19 protein-coding genes and 1 pseudogene are annotated in these 18,882 nt (G+C 54.1%); 9 read left to right on the top strand and 11 right to left on the bottom strand.

Annotation, left to right across the window (positions count from 1 at the left end; all coding sequences use genetic code 11):
- Positions 1-301: 301 nt before the first annotated feature.
- From AC0V6N_RS11765 to AC0V6N_RS11740, 6 genes are all read left to right on the top strand, one after another.
- Positions 302-799, top strand: a complete 498-nt coding sequence (locus AC0V6N_RS11765) for a ClbS/DfsB family four-helix bundle protein (protein ID WP_486171735.1) — start codon at positions 302-304, stop codon at positions 797-799.
- Positions 786-1,490: a VIT1/CCC1 transporter family protein gene (locus AC0V6N_RS11760; protein WP_486171734.1), complete on the top strand. Its 705-nt coding sequence runs from the start codon at positions 786-788 to the stop codon at positions 1,488-1,490. Before AC0V6N_RS11765 ends, AC0V6N_RS11760 begins: the two co-directional genes overlap by 14 nt.
- Positions 1,491-1,583: 93 nt before the next feature.
- Positions 1,584-2,636, top strand: coding sequence for a TIGR00341 family protein (locus AC0V6N_RS11755; RefSeq protein ID WP_486171733.1), 1,053 nt, complete (start codon positions 1,584-1,586; stop codon positions 2,634-2,636).
- A 4-nt stretch (positions 2,637-2,640) separates the two neighbouring features.
- On the top strand, positions 2,641-4,146 hold the full coding sequence (gene cls, locus AC0V6N_RS11750; RefSeq protein ID WP_486171732.1) for a cardiolipin synthase: 1,506 nt from the start codon (positions 2,641-2,643) through the stop codon (positions 4,144-4,146).
- A gap of 20 nt (positions 4,147-4,166) precedes the next feature.
- Positions 4,167-4,871: an endonuclease/exonuclease/phosphatase family protein gene (locus AC0V6N_RS11745; RefSeq protein WP_486171731.1), complete on the top strand. Its 705-nt coding sequence runs from the start codon at positions 4,167-4,169 to the stop codon at positions 4,869-4,871.
- 9 nt (positions 4,872-4,880) lie between these two features.
- Positions 4,881-6,152 carry an APC family permease gene (locus tag AC0V6N_RS11740; RefSeq protein ID WP_486171730.1) on the top strand — a complete coding sequence of 424 codons (1,272 nt, stop codon included), beginning with the start codon at positions 4,881-4,883 and terminating at the stop codon, positions 6,150-6,152.
- A 30-nt stretch (positions 6,153-6,182) separates the two neighbouring features.
- On the opposite strand, the gene AC0V6N_RS11735 is transcribed toward AC0V6N_RS11740, so the two are convergent.
- From AC0V6N_RS11735 to AC0V6N_RS11725, 3 genes are all read right to left on the bottom strand, one after another.
- The gene (locus AC0V6N_RS11735; protein WP_486171729.1) at positions 6,183-7,631 is read right to left on the bottom strand and encodes an amidohydrolase family protein; all 1,449 of its coding nucleotides are present in this window, start codon (positions 7,629-7,631) and stop codon (positions 6,183-6,185) included.
- 72 nt (positions 7,632-7,703) lie between these two features.
- Positions 7,704-8,396 carry a DUF6544 family protein gene (locus AC0V6N_RS11730; protein ID WP_486171728.1) on the bottom strand — a complete coding sequence of 231 codons (693 nt, stop codon included), beginning with the start codon at positions 8,394-8,396 and terminating at the stop codon, positions 7,704-7,706.
- Between the two features lie 181 nt (positions 8,397-8,577).
- Positions 8,578-9,414: a universal stress protein gene (locus AC0V6N_RS11725; protein WP_486171727.1), complete on the bottom strand. Its 837-nt coding sequence runs from the start codon at positions 9,412-9,414 to the stop codon at positions 8,578-8,580.
- A gap of 179 nt (positions 9,415-9,593) precedes the next feature.
- Between AC0V6N_RS11725 and AC0V6N_RS11720 the strand changes: the two genes are divergently transcribed.
- From AC0V6N_RS11720 to AC0V6N_RS11710, 3 genes are all read left to right on the top strand, one after another.
- Positions 9,594-9,911 (top strand): TraR/DksA family transcriptional regulator, encoded by a 318-nt coding sequence (locus tag AC0V6N_RS11720; protein WP_486171726.1) that lies wholly within the window; start codon positions 9,594-9,596, stop codon positions 9,909-9,911.
- A gap of 219 nt (positions 9,912-10,130) precedes the next feature.
- Positions 10,131-11,225 (top strand): DUF8173 domain-containing protein, encoded by a 1,095-nt coding sequence (locus AC0V6N_RS11715; protein ID WP_486171725.1) that lies wholly within the window; start codon positions 10,131-10,133, stop codon positions 11,223-11,225.
- Positions 11,226-11,313: 88 nt separating this feature from the next.
- Complete coding sequence (locus tag AC0V6N_RS11710) at positions 11,314-12,336, top strand: sodium:calcium antiporter (RefSeq protein WP_486171724.1); 1,023 nt, start codon at positions 11,314-11,316, stop codon at positions 12,334-12,336.
- Between the two features lie 10 nt (positions 12,337-12,346).
- On the opposite strand, the gene AC0V6N_RS11705 is transcribed toward AC0V6N_RS11710, so the two are convergent.
- From AC0V6N_RS11705 to AC0V6N_RS11670, 8 genes and pseudogenes are all read right to left on the bottom strand, one after another.
- The gene (locus tag AC0V6N_RS11705) at positions 12,347-12,937 is read right to left on the bottom strand and encodes a CC0125/CC1285 family lipoprotein (RefSeq protein WP_486171723.1); all 591 of its coding nucleotides are present in this window, start codon (positions 12,935-12,937) and stop codon (positions 12,347-12,349) included.
- Between the two features lie 98 nt (positions 12,938-13,035).
- Positions 13,036-13,521 carry an STAS domain-containing protein gene (locus tag AC0V6N_RS11700; protein ID WP_486172482.1) on the bottom strand — a complete coding sequence of 162 codons (486 nt, stop codon included), beginning with the start codon at positions 13,519-13,521 and terminating at the stop codon, positions 13,036-13,038.
- A gap of 84 nt (positions 13,522-13,605) precedes the next feature.
- Positions 13,606-14,724: pseudogene (locus tag AC0V6N_RS11695) on the bottom strand (SulP family inorganic anion transporter); the annotation flags it as partial.
- 93 nt (positions 14,725-14,817) lie between these two features.
- Positions 14,818-15,255, bottom strand: coding sequence for a DUF6691 family protein (locus tag AC0V6N_RS11690; protein ID WP_486171722.1), 438 nt, complete (start codon positions 15,253-15,255; stop codon positions 14,818-14,820).
- A 2-nt stretch (positions 15,256-15,257) separates the two neighbouring features.
- The gene (locus AC0V6N_RS11685; protein WP_486171721.1) at positions 15,258-15,698 is read right to left on the bottom strand and encodes a YeeE/YedE family protein; all 441 of its coding nucleotides are present in this window, start codon (positions 15,696-15,698) and stop codon (positions 15,258-15,260) included.
- A gap of 12 nt (positions 15,699-15,710) precedes the next feature.
- Positions 15,711-16,604 carry an MBL fold metallo-hydrolase gene (locus tag AC0V6N_RS11680; RefSeq protein WP_486172481.1) on the bottom strand — a complete coding sequence of 298 codons (894 nt, stop codon included), beginning with the start codon at positions 16,602-16,604 and terminating at the stop codon, positions 15,711-15,713.
- Between the two features lie 47 nt (positions 16,605-16,651).
- Positions 16,652-17,875 carry a L,D-transpeptidase family protein gene (locus tag AC0V6N_RS11675; RefSeq protein WP_486171720.1) on the bottom strand — a complete coding sequence of 408 codons (1,224 nt, stop codon included), beginning with the start codon at positions 17,873-17,875 and terminating at the stop codon, positions 16,652-16,654.
- Complete coding sequence (locus AC0V6N_RS11670; protein ID WP_486172480.1) at positions 17,872-18,882, bottom strand: zinc-dependent alcohol dehydrogenase family protein; 1,011 nt, start codon at positions 18,880-18,882, stop codon at positions 17,872-17,874. The genes AC0V6N_RS11675 and AC0V6N_RS11670 overlap by 4 nt, the downstream gene beginning before the upstream one ends.

Genomic DNA, 18,882 nt, shown 5'->3' with positions numbered 1-18,882 from the left:
AGGATATGTACGTATTCTCTCGACCCTTGCCTTGGGCTCAATGGCCTTCTGCCGCACAAGGCGCCGCCATGGAGCATAAGAAAGGGGAGGACGTGCACACCCTTAAATCGAAGTCTTAGTCTGGAGATACTCCCTTGCATCGAACTGTTGCCGCAGAGCGAGAAAGCCTCGCTCCAGTCGATGGTCTTGCCCAGCGTTCGACATTCAACCCCGAAACAAATGCTATAGCTGTCAACTCAATTCTCTACGTAACTGCCGCCTTTGCACCTGTCTCCGTCAGCAATCGAAAGGAACTAACACATTGGTTGCACGATCAAAATCAGAACTGATTGCGGTGACGAGAAAAGAGTACACGAAGCTCACTCGTCTCATCGACGCTCTCGCATCTGACACAGCCATGCAAAAGCGAGATGAGGACACGTCAATCAAAGACGTAGTTGCCCACCGCGCGCATTGGATCGATCTTTTATTCGGATGGTACGAAGATGGGCAGGCTGGGAAGCCCGTCTTCTTCCCAGCGCAGGGCTACAAATGGAATAATTTGAAGCTGTACAACGCTGATCTTAGAGAACGCCAGGCCAATTTGAGCTGGGATGAGGCCAAGACGCTTTTAAATGAACGCTACAAGAGGTTTATCGAGTTTCTGGAGGATCACTCAGAATCCGATTTGTACTGCTCCCCTATGCAAGGCGCGAACAACGCTTGGCCACCGGGGCGTTGGGCGGAAGCCGCCGGCCCCAGTCATTTCCGCTCAGCAGCAAAATACATTCGCGCGGCAACTAGACATGACGCAGCCTAGTACGCATCCCGATGATCCGCATTTCGCTCATCGCAGCGGATGGTTGAGGGCCGCCGTGCTCGGCGGCAATGATGGGATCATCTCCGTGGCATCATTGATTATTGGCGTTGCGGCTGCGGATCCTGAGCCATCTGTCGTTCTGATATCAGGAGTGGCAGGTTTGACCGCCGGCGCGATGTCGATGGCTGCAGGCGAATTTATCTCTGTGTCCTCTCAGCGAGACTCGGAATTGGCAGATATCCGCCGCGAGAAGCAAGCGATTGAGGCCATGCCCGAAGAAGAGCTGCAAGAGCTCGTCGAGATATACAAGTTGCGCGGTTTGACCGAGCAAACAGCTTCACAAGTTGCGCGCGAACTGATGAGCACAGACCCGCTTGGGGCCCACTTAAGGGACGAAATTGGTTTGGTCGACACGCACAAAGCCCGCCCCATTCAGGCCGCGCTAGCTTCAGGTGTTACCTTTAGCGTTGCAGCCGCCATACCCGTTTTGACGTCAGTCTTTGCACCGCCGGATGCGGTCATGGTGAGCGTAGTAGTCGTTTCGTTTCTAGCACTAGCCGCGCTGGGAGCAATGGGCGCGAAGCTGGGTGGTGCACCCATCGCGCCGGCAGTAGTCAGAGTTGTTGGCTGGGGAGCATTGGCGATGGCTGCGACCGCGACGATTGGACATCTTTTTGGGGTGGCGGTCTGATAGCACTTACGTAGGTTTCCTAAGCGACACGTCGGCCCAATTCGCTATCGCCAGACAACTTAACAGCCACGAACCAACTAGCAATGAGGCGCGATGTCTGCACGGATCGTCAAGATTTACCTCCCGGAAACGCGGATTGATGAGCTCGAAGCGATCCTCAAAAAGCATGCCCGACTGTTTTGGCGTGAGGCAGTGCCTGGCGGACAGGAAAAATTCAGCTGCCTTATACAGCAGCGCTACACTGAACGCCTTCTAAGTGAACTCTACAGCACTTTTGCACGGGAGCCGCGCTTCACCGCTTACGTTGAGGCTTTGGAAGCGGTCATTCCGCCGCTGGGAGAAACTGCAGAAACAGCATTGCCGTTGGACGGCGATCTACCGCTCCCCAGCCCGCTCGAACGATTTTTCAGCCGAGATCGGTTAAGCACTGATGAAATATACGATGACATAGAGGAAAGCCTTCACGTCAGAGCCACATACCTGCTCACAGTTACACTTTCAGCCATAATTGCCGGTTTAGGCATGCGCAGCGGTCAGACCGCCGTCGTCATCGGCGCTATGATAATTGCACCATTGTTGGGGCCAACAATGGGTATCGCCTTGGCCGCGACAGTGGGGAATCGACGGCTTGGCCGCCAGGCAGCCTTTACGTTAATCATAGGCTGCATTTCCGCAGTGCTCGCGGGCGTTGGCTTAGGATTGGTTGTCGACATAGATCCGCTCATGCCAGAATTGCGTAACCGGACGCTAGTACAACCCGCAGATGTCGCGCTCGCGCTTGCTTGTGGAGCTGCCGGCGTGCTCGCTTTCAGCCGTGGCGCATCGCTTGCCTTGGTCGGAGTGATGATCGCAGTTGCATTGGTCCCGCCTCTTACCGCAACCGGCATCTACTTGGGCGCAGGGTTCCCGATCGCAAGCGCAAACGCATTCTTCTTATTTGCCATCAATCTCGTATGTGTGAACGTGGCTGGTATTATGACTTTCCTCTTCCAAGGCCTGCCCCCCAAGAGTTGGCGCCTTACCGGAGGAATCGCGGCTATTTGGGTAGTCTTACTGATAGCGCTTATTTCGATGATGGCTGGTCGGATATTCCTAGGGTTCGGCTCATGGGACGTTGTCATGCATTTCATCAACAGTCGAATTTGACGATATGACCGAATGGAGCCTGACACTAGCGTTGGTCAAATGGCTAAGCCTTTCAATGCCCTCAGGCACATCGTTTGGGCTTTTGGATCCATGGATTTCATGGCTTTGGTCAAACAACGTCTCAGTGCTGGGTTGGGCAATTGCGCTGGTCGCATTCGTGCTTGTTCCCTTCCGCCGCGCTCCAGCAGAAGCGCGCAGCTGGCTTCTCGTATTTTTCGCTCTGCCGTGGCTTGCAGTGGTTGCCTATTCATTGATTGGGCGCCCCTATTTCTCCACCAATAGAAAGAAACGGCTTGATGCGCTGCCCGCCTTGCATGATCGGATTTTGCTGAAAATAGGCGGATTTTCTGAGCGGCCAAAACTGTCATCTGACAATCGAGCTGTCGAAAGGTTGGCGCATGGTATTGGCGGTTTCGAAGTCACCAAAAACAATCGCCTAGAGATGATCGACAAATATGATGGAGCTTATCAGACCATCATTTCAGACATCGACCAGGCTAGGCATCATGTTCATTTGGAATTCTACATTTTTCGGGACGATAGCATTGGCCAGTTGATCATCGATGCACTCGAACGCGCCGTTTCAAGAGGAGTCAAATGCCGGGTGCTGATTGATGCGCTGGGCTCTTACGGATCACTACGGAGACTTAAGCGGCGACTGAGAAAATGCGGTGTTGAGGTTCACGACATTCTGCCTCTACGGCGCAGGTTGCGTAGCTCGCGCATAGATTTGCGAAATCACCGCAAGATTGTCGTCGTCGATGGTAGGGCTGGCTACACCGGATCGCAAAATGTGTGGGATGTGCGCGCGCAATCTGGTCGCGCCAACAAAGATATCCTGCTGCGGATTGAGGGGCCTGCGGTCGCTCAGCTTCAGGCAGTTTTTGCTGCGGACTGGTACCTTGAGACGCTGGAAGAGCTGAAAGGCGAGCAATACTATCCTGCTCCGCCCACCAATGGGGATTGCACAGCACAGATTGTCCCCACCGGTCCTGAAAAGCCTGAAGTCGGAGTCGACTTGCTCTTCGCTCAGGCAATTCATAACGCTGAGGCAGACGTGGTTATCACCACTCCATATTTCATTCCGAACGACGCCATGGTTTCCGCGATCAAAGCCGCAGTCATTGGTGGGGTTCGAGTAAAGCTGATCACTCCGCGTCAAAGCGATCATCGCCTCGTAGGGCTCGCGCAGCGCAGTTACTACGCGGAACTGCTTAGACTTGGCATGGAAATCCATTTGCTTGGACCAGACTTTCTACACGCGAAACACTTCCGTGTAGATCACGAAGTCTCAATTGTGGGCACCAGCAATATGGATGTCCGATCATTCGAACTGAATGCGGAAATTGATCTGGTCAACTATGATGCTGACTTTGCCGAGAAACTGGAAAAGCTTGAGGAGATACGTTTGGACGAGTGTGAGCGGCTTACGATTGAGAAATGGTCGCAGCGTCCGCTTTACTCGAAGATACTGGAAAACACGGCTCGGCTGATGGCTGATCTGATCTAGAACCGAGAGACATTGCTGAAATGGCCCGAACCGAAATTAAGATCGCCAGCTATAATATTCAGAAAGCGATTGGGACTGACTTCACGCGTCGTCCGCTACGCATCCTCAATGTGCTCGAAGAGATTGATGCCAATATTGTTGTGCTGCAAGAAGCGGATCGTCGCTTTGGTAAGCGTCAAAGCGCGCTGCCAGCTTTCCAGATTGAGGCACATACCGATTATGTGCCCGTGCCTCTGGATGTTCAGCGGGATTCGATGGGATGGCACGGCAATGCCATTCTTGTGCGCAAGAACATCACAATCGAGCATCATGACATCATCCATATTCCATATTTGGAACCAAGAGGGGTCGTGACAGCAACACTCGGCCTCGCCGGCCAACGCATCTCGATTTTTGGAATGCATCTCGATCTGTCTGGCCTTTGGCGGACCCGCCAGGCGAATGTAATTGCGGATCTTGCGGAAGAGCGAAAGAAGAAACACCCCACGATCCTTACCGGCGACCTAAACGAGTGGCGCCGCAATGCCGGGTGCCTGAAAGTCTTCAGCAAGAATTTTTCAGTGCTTGATTGCGGTCGTAGCTTTCACAGCAATCGCCCCATCGCACGCCTTGATCGAATAATGCACTGCGACCGCGTCGAGGCCCTTGAATGGGGTGTACATCGCAGCTCGCTGGCCACGCGCGCGTCGGACCATCTGCCGGTATGGGCCAGGATGCGCTTTTAGAGGGAGGGATTGAAAGATCTGGAGATGTCAAAGGCAGTATCGCACATAAAACCCGCGTCAACTGAAGGTGCAAACGGCACCGTCAAGCTCAAACGTGCGCTCTCATGGCCCCTTCTAACTTTGTATGGTTTGGGGGTAACACTTGGAGCAGGGATTTATGTCCTAGTCGGCGCAACTGCTGCACGGGCTGGACTATTTGCACCTTTTTCCTTTCTGATCGCTGCGCTGGTCGTCAGCATAACTGCTCTTTCATACATCGAGCTAGCAACTCGATATCCAGTCAGTTCAGGCGCTGCTGCCTATATCGAGGCGGGATTCGATCGGCGATGGATAACCATCGGCATCGGATTGCTCATCGCGGTTTCCGGTATCGTGTCGGCATCAGCAGTCGCAATTGGAGCCGGTGGGTATTTGAGCGGTCTGACTGGACTTCCAATACCCATACTAGCGCTTTTGACGGTGATCGCGATGGGTGTGCTTGCCGCCTGGGGCATAAGCGAATCCGTGACAGCGGCGGCCGTCATCACAGTGATAGAGATCGCTGGTTTGCTTCTGGTTATCGGTTGGACGATGGCTGGCCCCAATCAACCAATAGTCGACGCGACGCAGCTACTCCCTTCGTTCGAAATGGCCCATTGGTTTGGCATCTTCGCGGCGTCCACCCTAGCTTTCTTCGCATTCATAGGCTTCGAAGATATGGCCAGCGTCGCGGAGGAAGTGAATGACCCACTGACGGCCTATCCACGGGCGGTGATACTGACCCTGATCATTTCGACCTTGCTCTACACATTGACGACCGCAGCGGTGATAATGACGATACCGCTCGAGGCATTGATCAGCAGTTCTTCCCCTCTCTTGCTGGTCTTCGCGAATGCTCCGACATTTTTGCGCGAGGGCTTCGGCCTGATTGCCATTGTCGCCACGGTGAACGGTATCCTGATACAGATCATTATGGCCTCCAGAATGCTTTATGGATTAGCCGACAGAGGTTATCTGCCAAAGCCGCTAGCTTTGGTTTGGGAGCGCACACATACACCAATTCTAGCGACTGCAGTCGTGGCAGGGATCATCATCGCCCTGTCTCAATTGTTTCCAATCGAGATGCTGGCGGAACGGACTTCTCAGATCGTCTTGTTTACGTTCGTTCTTGTGAACATCGCACTAGTCCTCGTGAAGAATTCAGAAGACGCGCCGCCGCCCGATTGTTTTGTGATTCCGCGCTTCGTTCCCTTGCTTGGTGCGACCACCAGTGCGTTGTTGCTGGGAACAGGTTTGTTTTGAGTGAAAGATTGTTGATGGGTCATTGGAAAGTCATCCCAAGGGAGCTTGCCCGTTTTCAAGGAGTATCTGCTCCATCTCATTTAGTTTATCGCGATCAAGCACTCGGCCATTTACGATTACTGCCTCAGGCTTTCGCAGAGTAGCCAAATCGTCAAGCGGATTTGCGCTCAGCAGAACCATGTCCGCACGCCGTCCAACAGAAAGCGTTCCATCTTGATCTTCCAAATCGAAAAAGCGCGGAGGGGCGACGGCTGCGCTGTAGAGCGCTTCACGAGGCGTAAGGCCGATCTCCACGTAAAGCTCAAGCTCATCCAGCAGCGAGAACCCATGGAATAGAAATGGATTAGCAAATGACGCGTCAGATGATGCGAGGATCGGCACGCCCGCACGGTAAGCCATCAGAAACGTCTTGCGATCCAGCGTGATGCTTTCCTCTGCAAGAGCACGGACTTCATCTGTCATAGCTTCCAACCTGAAGTCCGGCTTACCCCATGCTTCGCGGACTGCCGCGGGCAGCATTTGCATCCTTGGCGTATCCGCAGATGGCCAATTACCGAGATAGAAGTCGGCCACGACCAGTGTGGGGCTAATATGCATTTGCGCCTCAGCGACGCTCTCAAGAACGCGCTGACAAAGCTCTTCACTCCATGTTTCAAGGATGATGCGATTGCGCGATGCCATGATCGTAAAGATATCATCGAGAGGAGCGCCGCTAACCATTGCTAATCGCAGCTCTTCAAGCATTGCGATTTCGGCTGTGGAGCAGGCCATGGGGATACGGCCGAAGTGTTCCATACCGCTTTGACCGCTTCCCACCGCTGTCAAAAGCGAAACGCGTTCTGGGATGTGGCCAACCAATGGTAGGTCAGCCGCTTCGGCGCTTTCTGCAAGCGCCAGATATGTAGCTTCATCAAGCATCGAATAGGATTTAACTGCAGCCCAGCCTTCAGCCCTAATTCGCAAAACCACTTCGCGCGCTTGCTCAGGAGTGTCGGCGAGGAACATGCCGGGCCAGGAGCCCGGCGTCGCATCGACCCAAGCGCCTGAAAGGATTAAGCGAGGGCCAACTACTTCCCCGTCTTCGATGCTCTTTTGAAGTTCTTGTTGCGCTGCGATAGGCCACAAAGCGCCCATGTCCCTGACGCCAGTCACGCCGTTGATCAGATACATGGGTAGTGCAGTGTCAGGCTCTGACGCGGATGAGAAAAGATGCACGTGGCTGTCCCATAACCCGGGAATTAGGAACCGCCCATTCCCATCGATCCGCTCAGCATCCTCGGGAGCATCAATCTCGTCAGATACTTGAATAATGCGGTTACCTTCAATCAGCACTGATTGAGGCTCCAACACTTTACCGCTTTCGATATCGACAATGGCGACATTCTCGATCAACACATCGGCGAGCAGCGGCGAAGGAACGCTAAATAGGACTGCGACAGCAACCAAAATGAACGCAGCTGATTTGAATGGCTTAGTCATGTTTGCTCCAAGGACTCTGACCTGGTCAAACCGTAAGAAGGCTCTGAATTTTGCCAGTTCTGCCCCATGGATTCATCTCGCCTGATAGTGCTTCAAACGAAGATGGGCGTAGGCGAATGGCCCCTCTGGCAGGTGCCAGATCGCGTCCCCTTCGCTTGCCAGACGCCATCCACCGAAATTGCGATACCGGCCAAGCGGCGTGGACCATTTTGCTAGTCGCAAACTGTCATCTTTCTGGAGCATACCGCGATCCTCTGACACGAAGTCGACCAGTTCACCTGCTTCATTGAAGATCAGCTCAGCAGAAACCGTGTTGGCGCCCAGAGTAAACTCTACCTTGGCACGGATGTCGTCGATCTCAGTCCATTTGAGGCGTTCGTCGGTCAGCCTTGAAGGCGCGAAAAATGCAAGATCGTTTAGGATGGTCACGGTTTCCGTGCGGGTGAGATCTGCACTGTCTGTATCGACAACATTCGCCAATCCCGCAGCACGAACTTTCATTCTCGCATGGTCAATATTGAAATCGTGAAGAACCGCGACCGGCAATCCTTTCATGGTCGTTCGCATGAAGAAAAGCCTGTGAAGCTCATCGAAGCGATTATACTGGTTTGCTGGCCCGTGCATGCCTTTTGCGCCAGGTGCATCATACATCGTCGCATCGAATTCCATGATGATCTCTGAAACGATTGGCCTGCCGATTGATTTCGTCACAGCAAGGTAGCGGCGAACAGATGATGGCAGGTGAGCGATGTCCTCCTTTGTCAAGATTTTGGCCGGCTGAAGTGGAATGCGTTGCGCCTGCCAACGCCTTTTTTCAAAGGTGCGAACGAGACTCGTTGACCAGACGAATAGGCCACCTCCAATGATCAATGCTGCAAGTCCACGAAAAATCATGGTCACGGTAGGTCTCCGACTTGGATGCGCTCAAAACTCAGTTGATGTTAGGTCAATGGGCTAGGATCAACGGCACCTTCAGATCTCGAAGCATGTCACGTGTCACACCTCCAAGGATTTGTTCACGGAAGCGCGAATGGCCGTAGGCACCCATGACTATGTACCCGCCTTTACGTGCCTCAGTTGCCTCGACGAGCGCCGCCGCAATCGACTGCCCTTTAGCTGCGGTGAGTTCGGTGATCTCGCTCTTCACATCATGCTGCGCGAGATATTCCGCAGCTTGCAAAGACGGCAAGTCGAACTGCGGTGTGTGTTTCTTCGTCTTCTTCTTTTTCGTCTCGCCCACACTCAATACGTGCACCTCCTTCGCTCGTCCGAGTAGTGGCATGGCCGCTCGCAGTGCATGCGCGCTCTCGGCCGATCCATTCCATGCGACAATTGCCGGCACTTCTAGATCAAATGATCGAACATCCTTAGGCACAACTATGATTGGTGCTCGCACACGTTCAATCAACTCACCGACAAAGCGTGAAGGAGAATCAGGCAGTTTAAGTGGGTCATGCGCGCCAACAATCACGACATCGTGCATCGGTGCGCAAGAGCCGATCAGGGCAGCTGCAGAGCCGCTGGATCGTTTCCATTCCCACTGGACGTCCTCGTGCGCGAGCCGTTCCTCGATTGCTTTCCGAGCGTCCTTGGCGACCTTGTCATACTGAACGATCATCTCCGCAGACATCGTTCCATAGAAGTCGGTTGGCAGACCAAAATCATAGGGTACAGCTTGCGCGCAAGTGATGCGACCTTTGCATTGGCGTGCAAGGTCCAAAGCCACTTGGAAACGGGCTTCGAAACAATCATCGTCATAAACATGGAGAAGGATAGATTTCATGGCTTTCACTCACACGGACTGTGTTGAAACTGAATCCAAAAATAGCCTGAGTTCGGATCAGCGAATTACGTAAATTGCCGTAGAGCCAGTGGTCGTGTGGCCCCGCTACCCTTCAAAGGGAACGAGGCTCGGAGATTAGTCAGAGCCTTGCGATCAGTATCTTTGAGAAGGAAGCGCAAATGCCTGACAAATCTGAGTTCGCTGCACGCTTGAGGAGCCGCCTTGAGGATCTATTGGAACGCGCTGAAGTAATTGAAGACGATCTGCGCCACCCGCTCAACGCGGACTGGAGCGAACAGGCGGTGGATCTAGCTGATGATGAAGCGCTAGAAGGTATTGACGATGCTTTGCGGTCAGAAATCCGCCAAATTGGCTTTGCCTTGCATCGTATCGAAAACGGCACTTACGGCACCTGCTCACAATGCGGAAAAGAGGTGGGAGCGGGCCGGCTGAAAGCCAGGCCAATTGCGACCCGCTGCATTGATTGCGCATCCTGAAAGCTGGACGCTGAGCGCCTCAGGACAATTACGGATGTTGGTGCTTGCCGCAATCTACGAAGCTCAGGGAGTCAGGGCATTCCGCCCAAATAGGAGGCTCTCAAAATGGCTTTTCTCAAGACAGCTTCACTGAAAAGCATTGCCGCAGGGTGCTTAGTTACATTTGGCACGATAACCTTGCCCACAAGTTCTATCGGGCAAGATCAAAGCGAACCTACGATGTTGCAAACGAACGAAGCAGCAGAGCAAGACATGGTTTTTCTTGCTGCTGATGAACTGGTAGTCCGACAGCAGACAACAGACGATCTATTCGCGGCGGCAAGTAGCCTGACCGTTGAAGGTGCTGGTGCGGATCATCTCATCATAGCTGGCGGCGAGTTGATTATCACAAGTGCCAATGTTCGTGATGTCATTGCAGCGGCTGGAGAAATCGATCTCATGCAGGCAAACATCGACGATGATGTCGTCCTTGCGGGCGGTGAGATCGTCGCTGCGGACACAGTAGAGATTGGCGGTACAGCTGTAATTGCGGGCGGAACAATCCGCTTCGAAGCGCCTGTCGGGCAAGACTTACGGATCGGCGCAAACGAGATCTACGTGAATTCGGTCGTCCCCGGCACAGCGCGACTTTCCGGGGACTCAATTGAACTTGGCCCGAACGCACGCATTGAGGGCGATCTCCTTTATCGCGGTTCCAACCTTAAGGTCGATCCAGCGGCTGTGATCGAGGGCAACCGCACGCAGTTGACCGCGTCTGAACCTTACACGGCAGAAGAGTACGGGAAAGGCATCGGGCAATTTCTCGTCTCGTTCGGGCTGTCCATGCTTATCAGCTACTTCGTGATTGTTACTGCGTTGGTCTTTGCAGTTCCGCGTGTAATGCGGGCAACGTCGAATATGCTAGCGAAGAAGCCGCTGCCAGCTCTGGGGATTGGTGTGCTTTTTGCTGTAATCGTACCAGTTCTTGGGCTGGTACTGTTTTGGACCGGTTTTGGCATTCCATTGGCGATCTTCCTGTTCATCGCCTCACTTGCCCTCACCCCGATTGCAGTGGCTGTGACAGCGCATTTCATGGGGATGAGTGCGCGCCGGATAATCGGTAAGAAAACCGGTGAACCTGAGACCACGGTTGATCGTTTTCTTTGGCCGCTCGGTGGTGTGGTCGTTCTCCTGTTGCTGGCCATGATCCCACTTGTGGGTCTTCTGGTTATGCTCTTGGCTATGCTGTTCGGATTGGGAGCGTTTGGACGTCAGGTCACTGGAATGTTGTCCAGTACGGATCAAGAATCGCTTGGATCGCCCGCGACGGCATGATTGCCATTCTGAGGCTTGGCGGTGCCTCATCGCAAACCGCCACCTCTCTTTTTCGCACGACGTCCAAACACATCGAAAGTGAGCGTTAGTGACAGTCCTCTGGCAAACGGTATTCATCTTCGTTTTGGCAGCAATGGCGGTTTGGTGGGCAGGAACAAGACTTCCAGCTTACGTCGTTGCTCTGAGCGAGAGAACCGGTCTTGGCCAAGGCATCGCTGGCATGCTGGTACTTGGTGGCATTACCTCACTACCGGAACTGGCGACGGGCACGACTGCCGCCGCAATTGGAGTGCCACTCCTATCACTTAACGACATTCTTGGCAGCGCTAGCCTCAACCTTCTACTTCTGGCGCTCGCTGACATGGTGATCGGAGCCCGCCCGCTTACCTCGGTAGTGGCTCGTCCTGTTACACTGATCCAAGGCGTGTTGAGTATGACTCTTTTCGCGCTGGTCGCTGCGGCGATTGGTATCGGTGGTGGTGATTGGGGCGGGCCTGCCAGCGCTTGGTCGTTGGCTATCTTCACAGGCGTGATGATAGCCCTGTTTATCTCCGATCGCGCTGAGCGACGACCTATGTGGCAAGTCATCAATCCACCAGATCTCGAAGCCGCTCAAGAGACGCGCAAATCCGATATTTCGAACGAGAAGCTCGCCTTAGTATTACTCGGACTTGCATCCGTCATTCTGATTGGTGGTGTGACACTGGCGAATGCAGGTGAGACTATCGCTCGCGAGACCGGGATTAGCACTAGCATAGTCGGCTTACTGATTATCGCTGTTGCTACATCCCTGCCGGAAGCCAGCGCGATTGTCGGTGCGATGCGTCATCATCGGTATGAATTGGCCATCGGAGAAATCTTCGGATCGAACATGTTCAATCTCGCGATAATCCTGGCGATTGATATCGTCACACCGCGTCCCGGAGTGCTCGCACGGGCTGGAGCTTTCGAGATCACGGCGACAATGCTGGCGCTTGGACTAACAGGCATTTTCGTCATCGGCTTGATAGAGCGCCGTGACAGAACGATCCTGCGCATGGGCGAGGACTCTCTTGCAGCAATCATCGTCTATATCGGCGGTGTGGGGTTGCTGATTTCGCTCACAGCCTAACGCGCACTACCTAACCTGCGGGATAGACAATCTCAGGGCGCAACCGTTCGCTTACCTCTCTCGCATCGAAACTGCGGACATTGCCATTTGGCCGTGCGCCATTGCCAAGAACGATGTCCGCGCTCGCCTCAAATCGCTCAATGGTCCGAACGCTGTAACGATCAGCCCAAAATGAATCGCCATAGTATGGATACCATGCATACCACCCATGCCCCGAGCGATAGTATCTCCAATAGGGACGCCAATAGGTGTGATAGGGTGCGTGCCAAGGATCATAGAACGGATCACGTCGGACTCGCCGATCAATCTGATGCTCAACTTCACGATCCTGGATAATAAAATAGTCGTAGCCTTTGAGAAGGGTCAGTTCGGCAGCGCGAAACAGCAGATAACTTTCGACCCGCTCGCGCGAGGTCAGGCGATTGCCTACGAATGTGACGCGGTAATGAGTCCCATCAATCCTTAGGTCGGAATAGCCGCCGGAAACTCTGCTGCCTGAACTTAATGGTTGATAGGGCGTACTGCTCATACCGCATCCCGTAGTGGCAAGGATGGCGGCAATCGCCGCGGTTATGAGTGCGAATTTGGCTTTCGAAGACATCGCTAAGCTTCCTCGATCTAGATTTAGGAAACTGGAAAAATGCGATGCTTGGAGGTGGGAAGATATAAGTAAACCTCCGAGGATTTTTCGCCCTGACGCTATATTAGGCCGCGTGCGAGCCAGTGATCCTCACCCTCAGGGCTGACCTCGGTTAATTCCATAAGTTGCGTCATCGCTTTGTCGTGGGAAAGGAAGATTTTGCCGTGAAGCTCATCTGTAAAGTTCACCCGCTTCAAACTGTCCATAACAGGGCCTTTCACCTCTGAGAGGTGCAGACTGATTGAACCATCGGCAAGGCGATGATTGATGGCCTCAAGGCTTTCCAGACCTGACGCATCAATAGCATTAACCGCCGAGCACATCAGTACTACATGCCGCAGTTCAGGCCTTTCAGCCACGCGTTCCAAGACATAGTCCTCAAGCCACCGCGCGTTTAGAAAGCTTAGACTTTCATCAATACGGATCGAGAGGATGTGCGGCCAAGTGATGACATCATGGCGTTCAATATTGCGGTAATGTTCTGAGCCAGGCACACGTCCCACCACAGCTGCATGCGGGCGTGATGCTGACCAGAGATAGAGCATTAAGCCGAGCAGCACTCCTACGATTACGCCCACTTCGACGCCCATGGCGAGAGTCATGACAATCGTTGAGAGATGCGCTGCAAAGTCACCTTTCGAGTATCGCCACAATTGAAACGGTGTTTTGAAATCGATCAGACTCAAAACCGCGACGATGATTGTTGCGGCTAGCGTGGCAATGGGAAGCGAATACAGCAGCGGGGTTAGAAAAAGCGAAGCGAGCGCTATCCCGACGGCCGTGTACGCCCCGGCTGCGGGGGTACGTGCACCCGCATCGAAGTTTACCACCGACCGAGCAAAGCCGCCCGTGACCGGATAGCCGCCCGAAAACGCGGCCGCGATGTTGCTAGCGCCCAAACCAACAAGTTCCTGATCTGGTGCGATGCGCTGCCTGCGTTTGGCTGCGAGAGTTTGCGCAACAGATACACTTTCAACGAAGCCAATGATCGAAATCAGAAGGGCAGGCAGCCAGAGCTGACTCCACAATTCGAGATTCACATCAGGCAAACCGAAAGGAGGCAGTCCGCTGGGTATTGCACCGATAATCGCAACGCCTTGCCTTTCGAGACCGCCAAGAATGACAGCGAGGATCGCAGCGACAACCGCAAGAATTGGCCCGGCTTTAGCTAGCGTACCGGCGAATTTGGGTCTTATTCTGATTGCAACAAGCGCCGATTGCGCGCCTTTTCGAACCCAGAACAGAAAGCCGAGGCTTGCTAATCCGATAATAATTGTCGGAACGTTGTAGGTGCTAAAGTTCGATCCGAGACCCACAAGAATCTCTGGCATAGTCGCCCCACCTCCGCCAATTCCAAGGATGTGACGAAGCTAACTCATCGCGATCAGAATACCGCTTGCCGTAATGAATCCGGAGATCACCGGATGAGAAAGAAGGTTCGCAAGGAAGCCAGCTCGAACAAAGCCGAAAATCGCGAGCATGATCCCTGACAACATGGCAAGCACTATGGCCGCTTCGAGATATTCTGCTGACCCCGGTGCAGCAACGCTACCTGCCGCAGAAGCGGTCATGAGCGAGATCACGGCCACCGGGCCAACCGCTAGTGTCCGGCTAGTCCCTAGCAACGCATACACAACCAACGGCAAGATCGAGGCATACAGGCCAACAACCGGAGGAAGGCCCGCGAGAAGAGCATAGGCTAAGCTTTGTGGGATAAGCATGATCGTGACGATCACCGCCGCCATCATATCGTCACTTAGCGCGCTGCGATCGTATCGCCGCCCCCAATCGAGTATCGGGAGATACCGGGCCAGTCGAGAAGGTTGAGTCATCCCTAGCAGTCAGGCAGCGGCCCGCCGGGTATCGAGAAGCTCGTTCGACACCCGGTGCAGCCACATTCCCGCTAGCATGGCCAGAACGAAAAGAACGGGCTGCCATTGGCCGAGCACTAGTCCTGCAATCGCCGGACCAGGGCAATACCCCACGAGCCCCCAGCCTGCGCCAAATAGTGTCGCACCATAGATCAGTTGCCGATCTATAATGCGGTTCTCAGGGATGAAAAAACGCCTGTCCAGCAACGGTTGGTGCATCCGGTTCGATATAATATAGGCAATGCTCGCTGGGATAATCGCGCCGCCCATAACAAACGCCAAAGTTGGATCCCATGCACCGAATATGTCGAGGAACGCGATTACGCGTGCCGGGTTCACCATGTCCGACAATGCCAGCCCGGCGCCGAAAAGAACCCCTGTGAAAAGCGCAATTGCAGTCTGTCTCATCGTTAGCCTCCCACAATCATTGAACTGGTGACTGCAACAACAAGAAAAGCGGTAAGCATGAATGCAATAGTCGCGGCAAGGGAGCGAGGGGAAAGGCGCGAGACACCGCAAACGCCGTGTCCACTCGTGCAGCCATTGCCCATGCGCGTACCGAACCCGACAAGCAGCCCAGCAACGATGATCAACGGGATCGAGTTTGTCACCGCGACGTCCGGGGTTCGGATCCACATTGCAACGACAATCGCTCCGATTGGCAGGCCAAGGACGAATGCAAGAGCCTGACCGCGCGATATACCGGTATCGGCTATGCCTGTGGCGCGGGCAACCATTCCGCTGATTCCAGCAATGCGCCCTGAGAAAACGAGCAACAGGGCTGCAGCGAGGCCAATGAGCAATCCTCCGGCCAGAGCGATCAAGGGATTGATTGGGTCAGGAGCAAGCATCTTTGATTTCCCTTAAAGAGTATTGAGCGGCAGCTTCAGATAGCGCGTGCCGTTCTTCTCGGGTTCAGGCCAGTTGCCCGCGCGCATATTGATCTGGATCGAAGGAAGGATCAGCTTCGGCATGCCTAGAGTTGCATCACGCGCGGTCCGCATCGCAACGAAGTCTTCTTGTGTGACCCCGTGATGCGCGTGAATGTTCTCTGCGATCTGCGCGCCTATGGTCGTCTCCCAAACGAAGTCCTCACGACCCGGCGCTTTGTAATCGTGGCACAGAAATACGCGCGATTGCTCAGGCAAAGACATCAATCGTCGGATTGATTGGAAAAGCATTCGTGCATCACCGCCTGGGAAATCAGCCCGTGCGGTGCCGTAGTCAGGCATGAACATTGTATCACCAACGAAGACTGCATCGCCGATGACATAAGCCATGTCCGCCGGCGTGTGTCCGGGGACATGCAGTGCGAGGATGCTCAGCTCTCCAAGCGGGAGCTCTTCCCCATCTTTAAGCAACCTATCAAATTGCGAACCATCGCGGGCGAAAGCATGGCCTTCATTGAAGACCTTCCCGAATACTTCCTGCACAGTGACGATTTCTTGTCCGATCACTATCTCGCCTGATAGCTTTTGCTTAAGATAAGGCGCCGCGGATAAGTGATCAGCATGGGCATGCGTCTCGAGAATGAAATCCACCTCAAGTTCAGCATATGTGGCGTAGGCGATCATTTCATCCGCAAATTCAGTAGAAGTTCGCCCTGACGCCTGATCGAAATCGAGCACAGGATCGATAACCGCCGCTCGCTTTGTCACCGGATCATGGACAAAGTAAGACGCGGTGAAAGTCGGTTCGTGAAAGAAACCGCGCACGATGGGAGTAGTGCTTTCGCCGTCCAGCGTCTGTTCAATCATTCCAATGGCGATCTGTGTCGCGACGTCAGATTTGGTCATCTCCATTCTCAACTCTTCGCGATGTCCTCTGATTGATACCGGCAAGCGGGGTCGACAGGATTTTCATATGCTGCGCTCAAGAACGCAAGTCCATTGGCGATTTCTGCCTGTGAAACAGTCACCTGCACCGGATCGCGACGATACACGTCTTCTAGGAAGCCTACACCTCCACCCAACGATGGCTCAACCGTGAAATAAGTTACATAGAGGGGAATTCTCTTTGACAGCGAGACTGTCTGTGTGTGTCCTGTAGCAACCTCTGCCTCGACGCGGCCCAAACTCCAATCATCTTTCGAAAGGAGCGTGGCTAAAAAGGAAAGGGCTCTGTCCACTCGTACACAGCCATGGCTGAAGAAACGGCGGTCTTCGGCGAACAATTCCCGCCTTGCGGTATCGTGCAAGAAGACACTGTAAGGGTTGGGCATCACCAATTTCATCCGACCCAATGCGTTGGTGTCGCCCGGCATCTGGCGATAGCGCCCATTCTGATAGACATAGCCGCGAGCGCGCGCGGCTGACGGGTTGCGTCTTACAAAGCTGGCGATCCCCTCCGCCGCTATACTTGATGGGATTTCCCACCATGGGTTCAGAACGGCTCCGCTTACTTGTGTCGTAAAGACTGGCGTCTTCGTCACTGGCTTTCCTACTATTACTCGCCAGCGGCCCATTACACGGCCCTCATCCCACAGCGTGAGTCGCTGAGAAGCGATGTTGACGAGAAGATAGCGTTCACCGAGGGACTGCGGCATCCAACGCCATCGCGCGAGATTGGCTTGAATTATTTTCCGACGATCAGGATCGGTTTCATGAGAGAGTGCCTCAACCAGGCTGGCATAATGTGGGTGCTGGGGACGCACGGACCGCAGGTAGAGATCAAGCTGATTGGCCTCCAGCGCATCAGCCAGCCCTGCGCGCAAATCTGCATCACTAGTCTGATCGGATATGTGCCACCAAGAAGGCCGTGCCGGTCCACAACATCTCCCGCGCCATGCTCGTATGAGAGTTAGGGCAGACTTATCGGCAATCGGCGCTAGCGCGTCGAGATCACCGGCATCGATGGCAAGTCGTAATTCGCGCGCCTCCGCTGCAGGCAAGTCTAAGCCTTCTGCAGGTGCACGCTCAATCCAATGCAGCAGATTGCCAGCTTTCGCAGTTGACCACGAACTCTCCGCTCTCGCAGGGCTAGAAAACGCCAATAGCACCGCAAAACAAATGAGCGCAGCACGGATCATGGAATGAGCACCGCTGCGCCCTTTACTGAGCCTTCACGTAGTCGTCCGAGCGCTTTGTTCGCATCCTTTAGCGCAAATGTTTCGATCTGAGTTTGAACAGGATAAGCTGCAATTGCGGTAAAGAAGCTTTCGCCATCTGCGCGAGTCAAATTTGCCACGGAACGAATCTGCCGCTCTCCCCACAACAGCTCGTAGGGAAAAGCGGGAATGTCGCTCATGTGGATACCTGCGCATACCACTACTCCTCCCTTGCGTATGCCAGCCAAGGCTTGTGGAATGAGCTCGCCAGCAGGCGCAAAGATTATCGCAGCGTCCAGTTCAAACGGTGGCAGCATATCGGAGCTACCTGCCCAAACACAGCCCATTTGACGTGCAAACTGCTGGCACTCCTCATCACCTGGCCGGGTGAACGCTGCAATTTTGCAACCAAGTCCTGAGGCAAGTTGGGCAAGAATGTGAGCTGATGCTCCAAAGCCATAAAAGCCGATCCGCGTAGCATCGCCGCACATCGCGAACGCGCGGTATCCAATGAGGCCAGCGCAGAGCAAAGGCGCCGCATGAGCATCATCAATGTTTGGCGGAATTGCAAAGCAGAAGTCTGCCCTTGCTAAGGCATGCGAGGCGTACCCGCCGTCAATTGTGAAGCCAGTGAAGACTGGATTGTCGCACAAATTCTCCGAGCGCCCAACGCAATAGGGGCACTGGCCGCATGTGCTACCAAGCCACGGAGCACCGACCCGATCTCCCAACTTGAAACGCGTTACCGTTTCACCCTTCGCGACAACACGCCCAACCACCTCGTGGCCTGGGACTATCGGTAATTTGGCATGTATATCGCCATCGACGATGTGGAGATCGGTCCGACAAACTCCGCAAGCGTCGACTTCGATCAGGATCTCATCGCCTGACGGCTTAGGCAAAGGCCCATCCACCATCTCAAGAGGCTGGCCCACCTCTGAAAGCTGCATCGCCTGCATGAACTGTGCGGTAACACTTCGGGAAAGCAT

It is taken from the genome of Erythrobacter sp. S57(2025) (assembly GCF_057365055.1).
The sequence above is the reverse complement of the archived record's forward strand: the minus strand, read 5'-3'. Positions and strand labels throughout refer to the sequence as shown.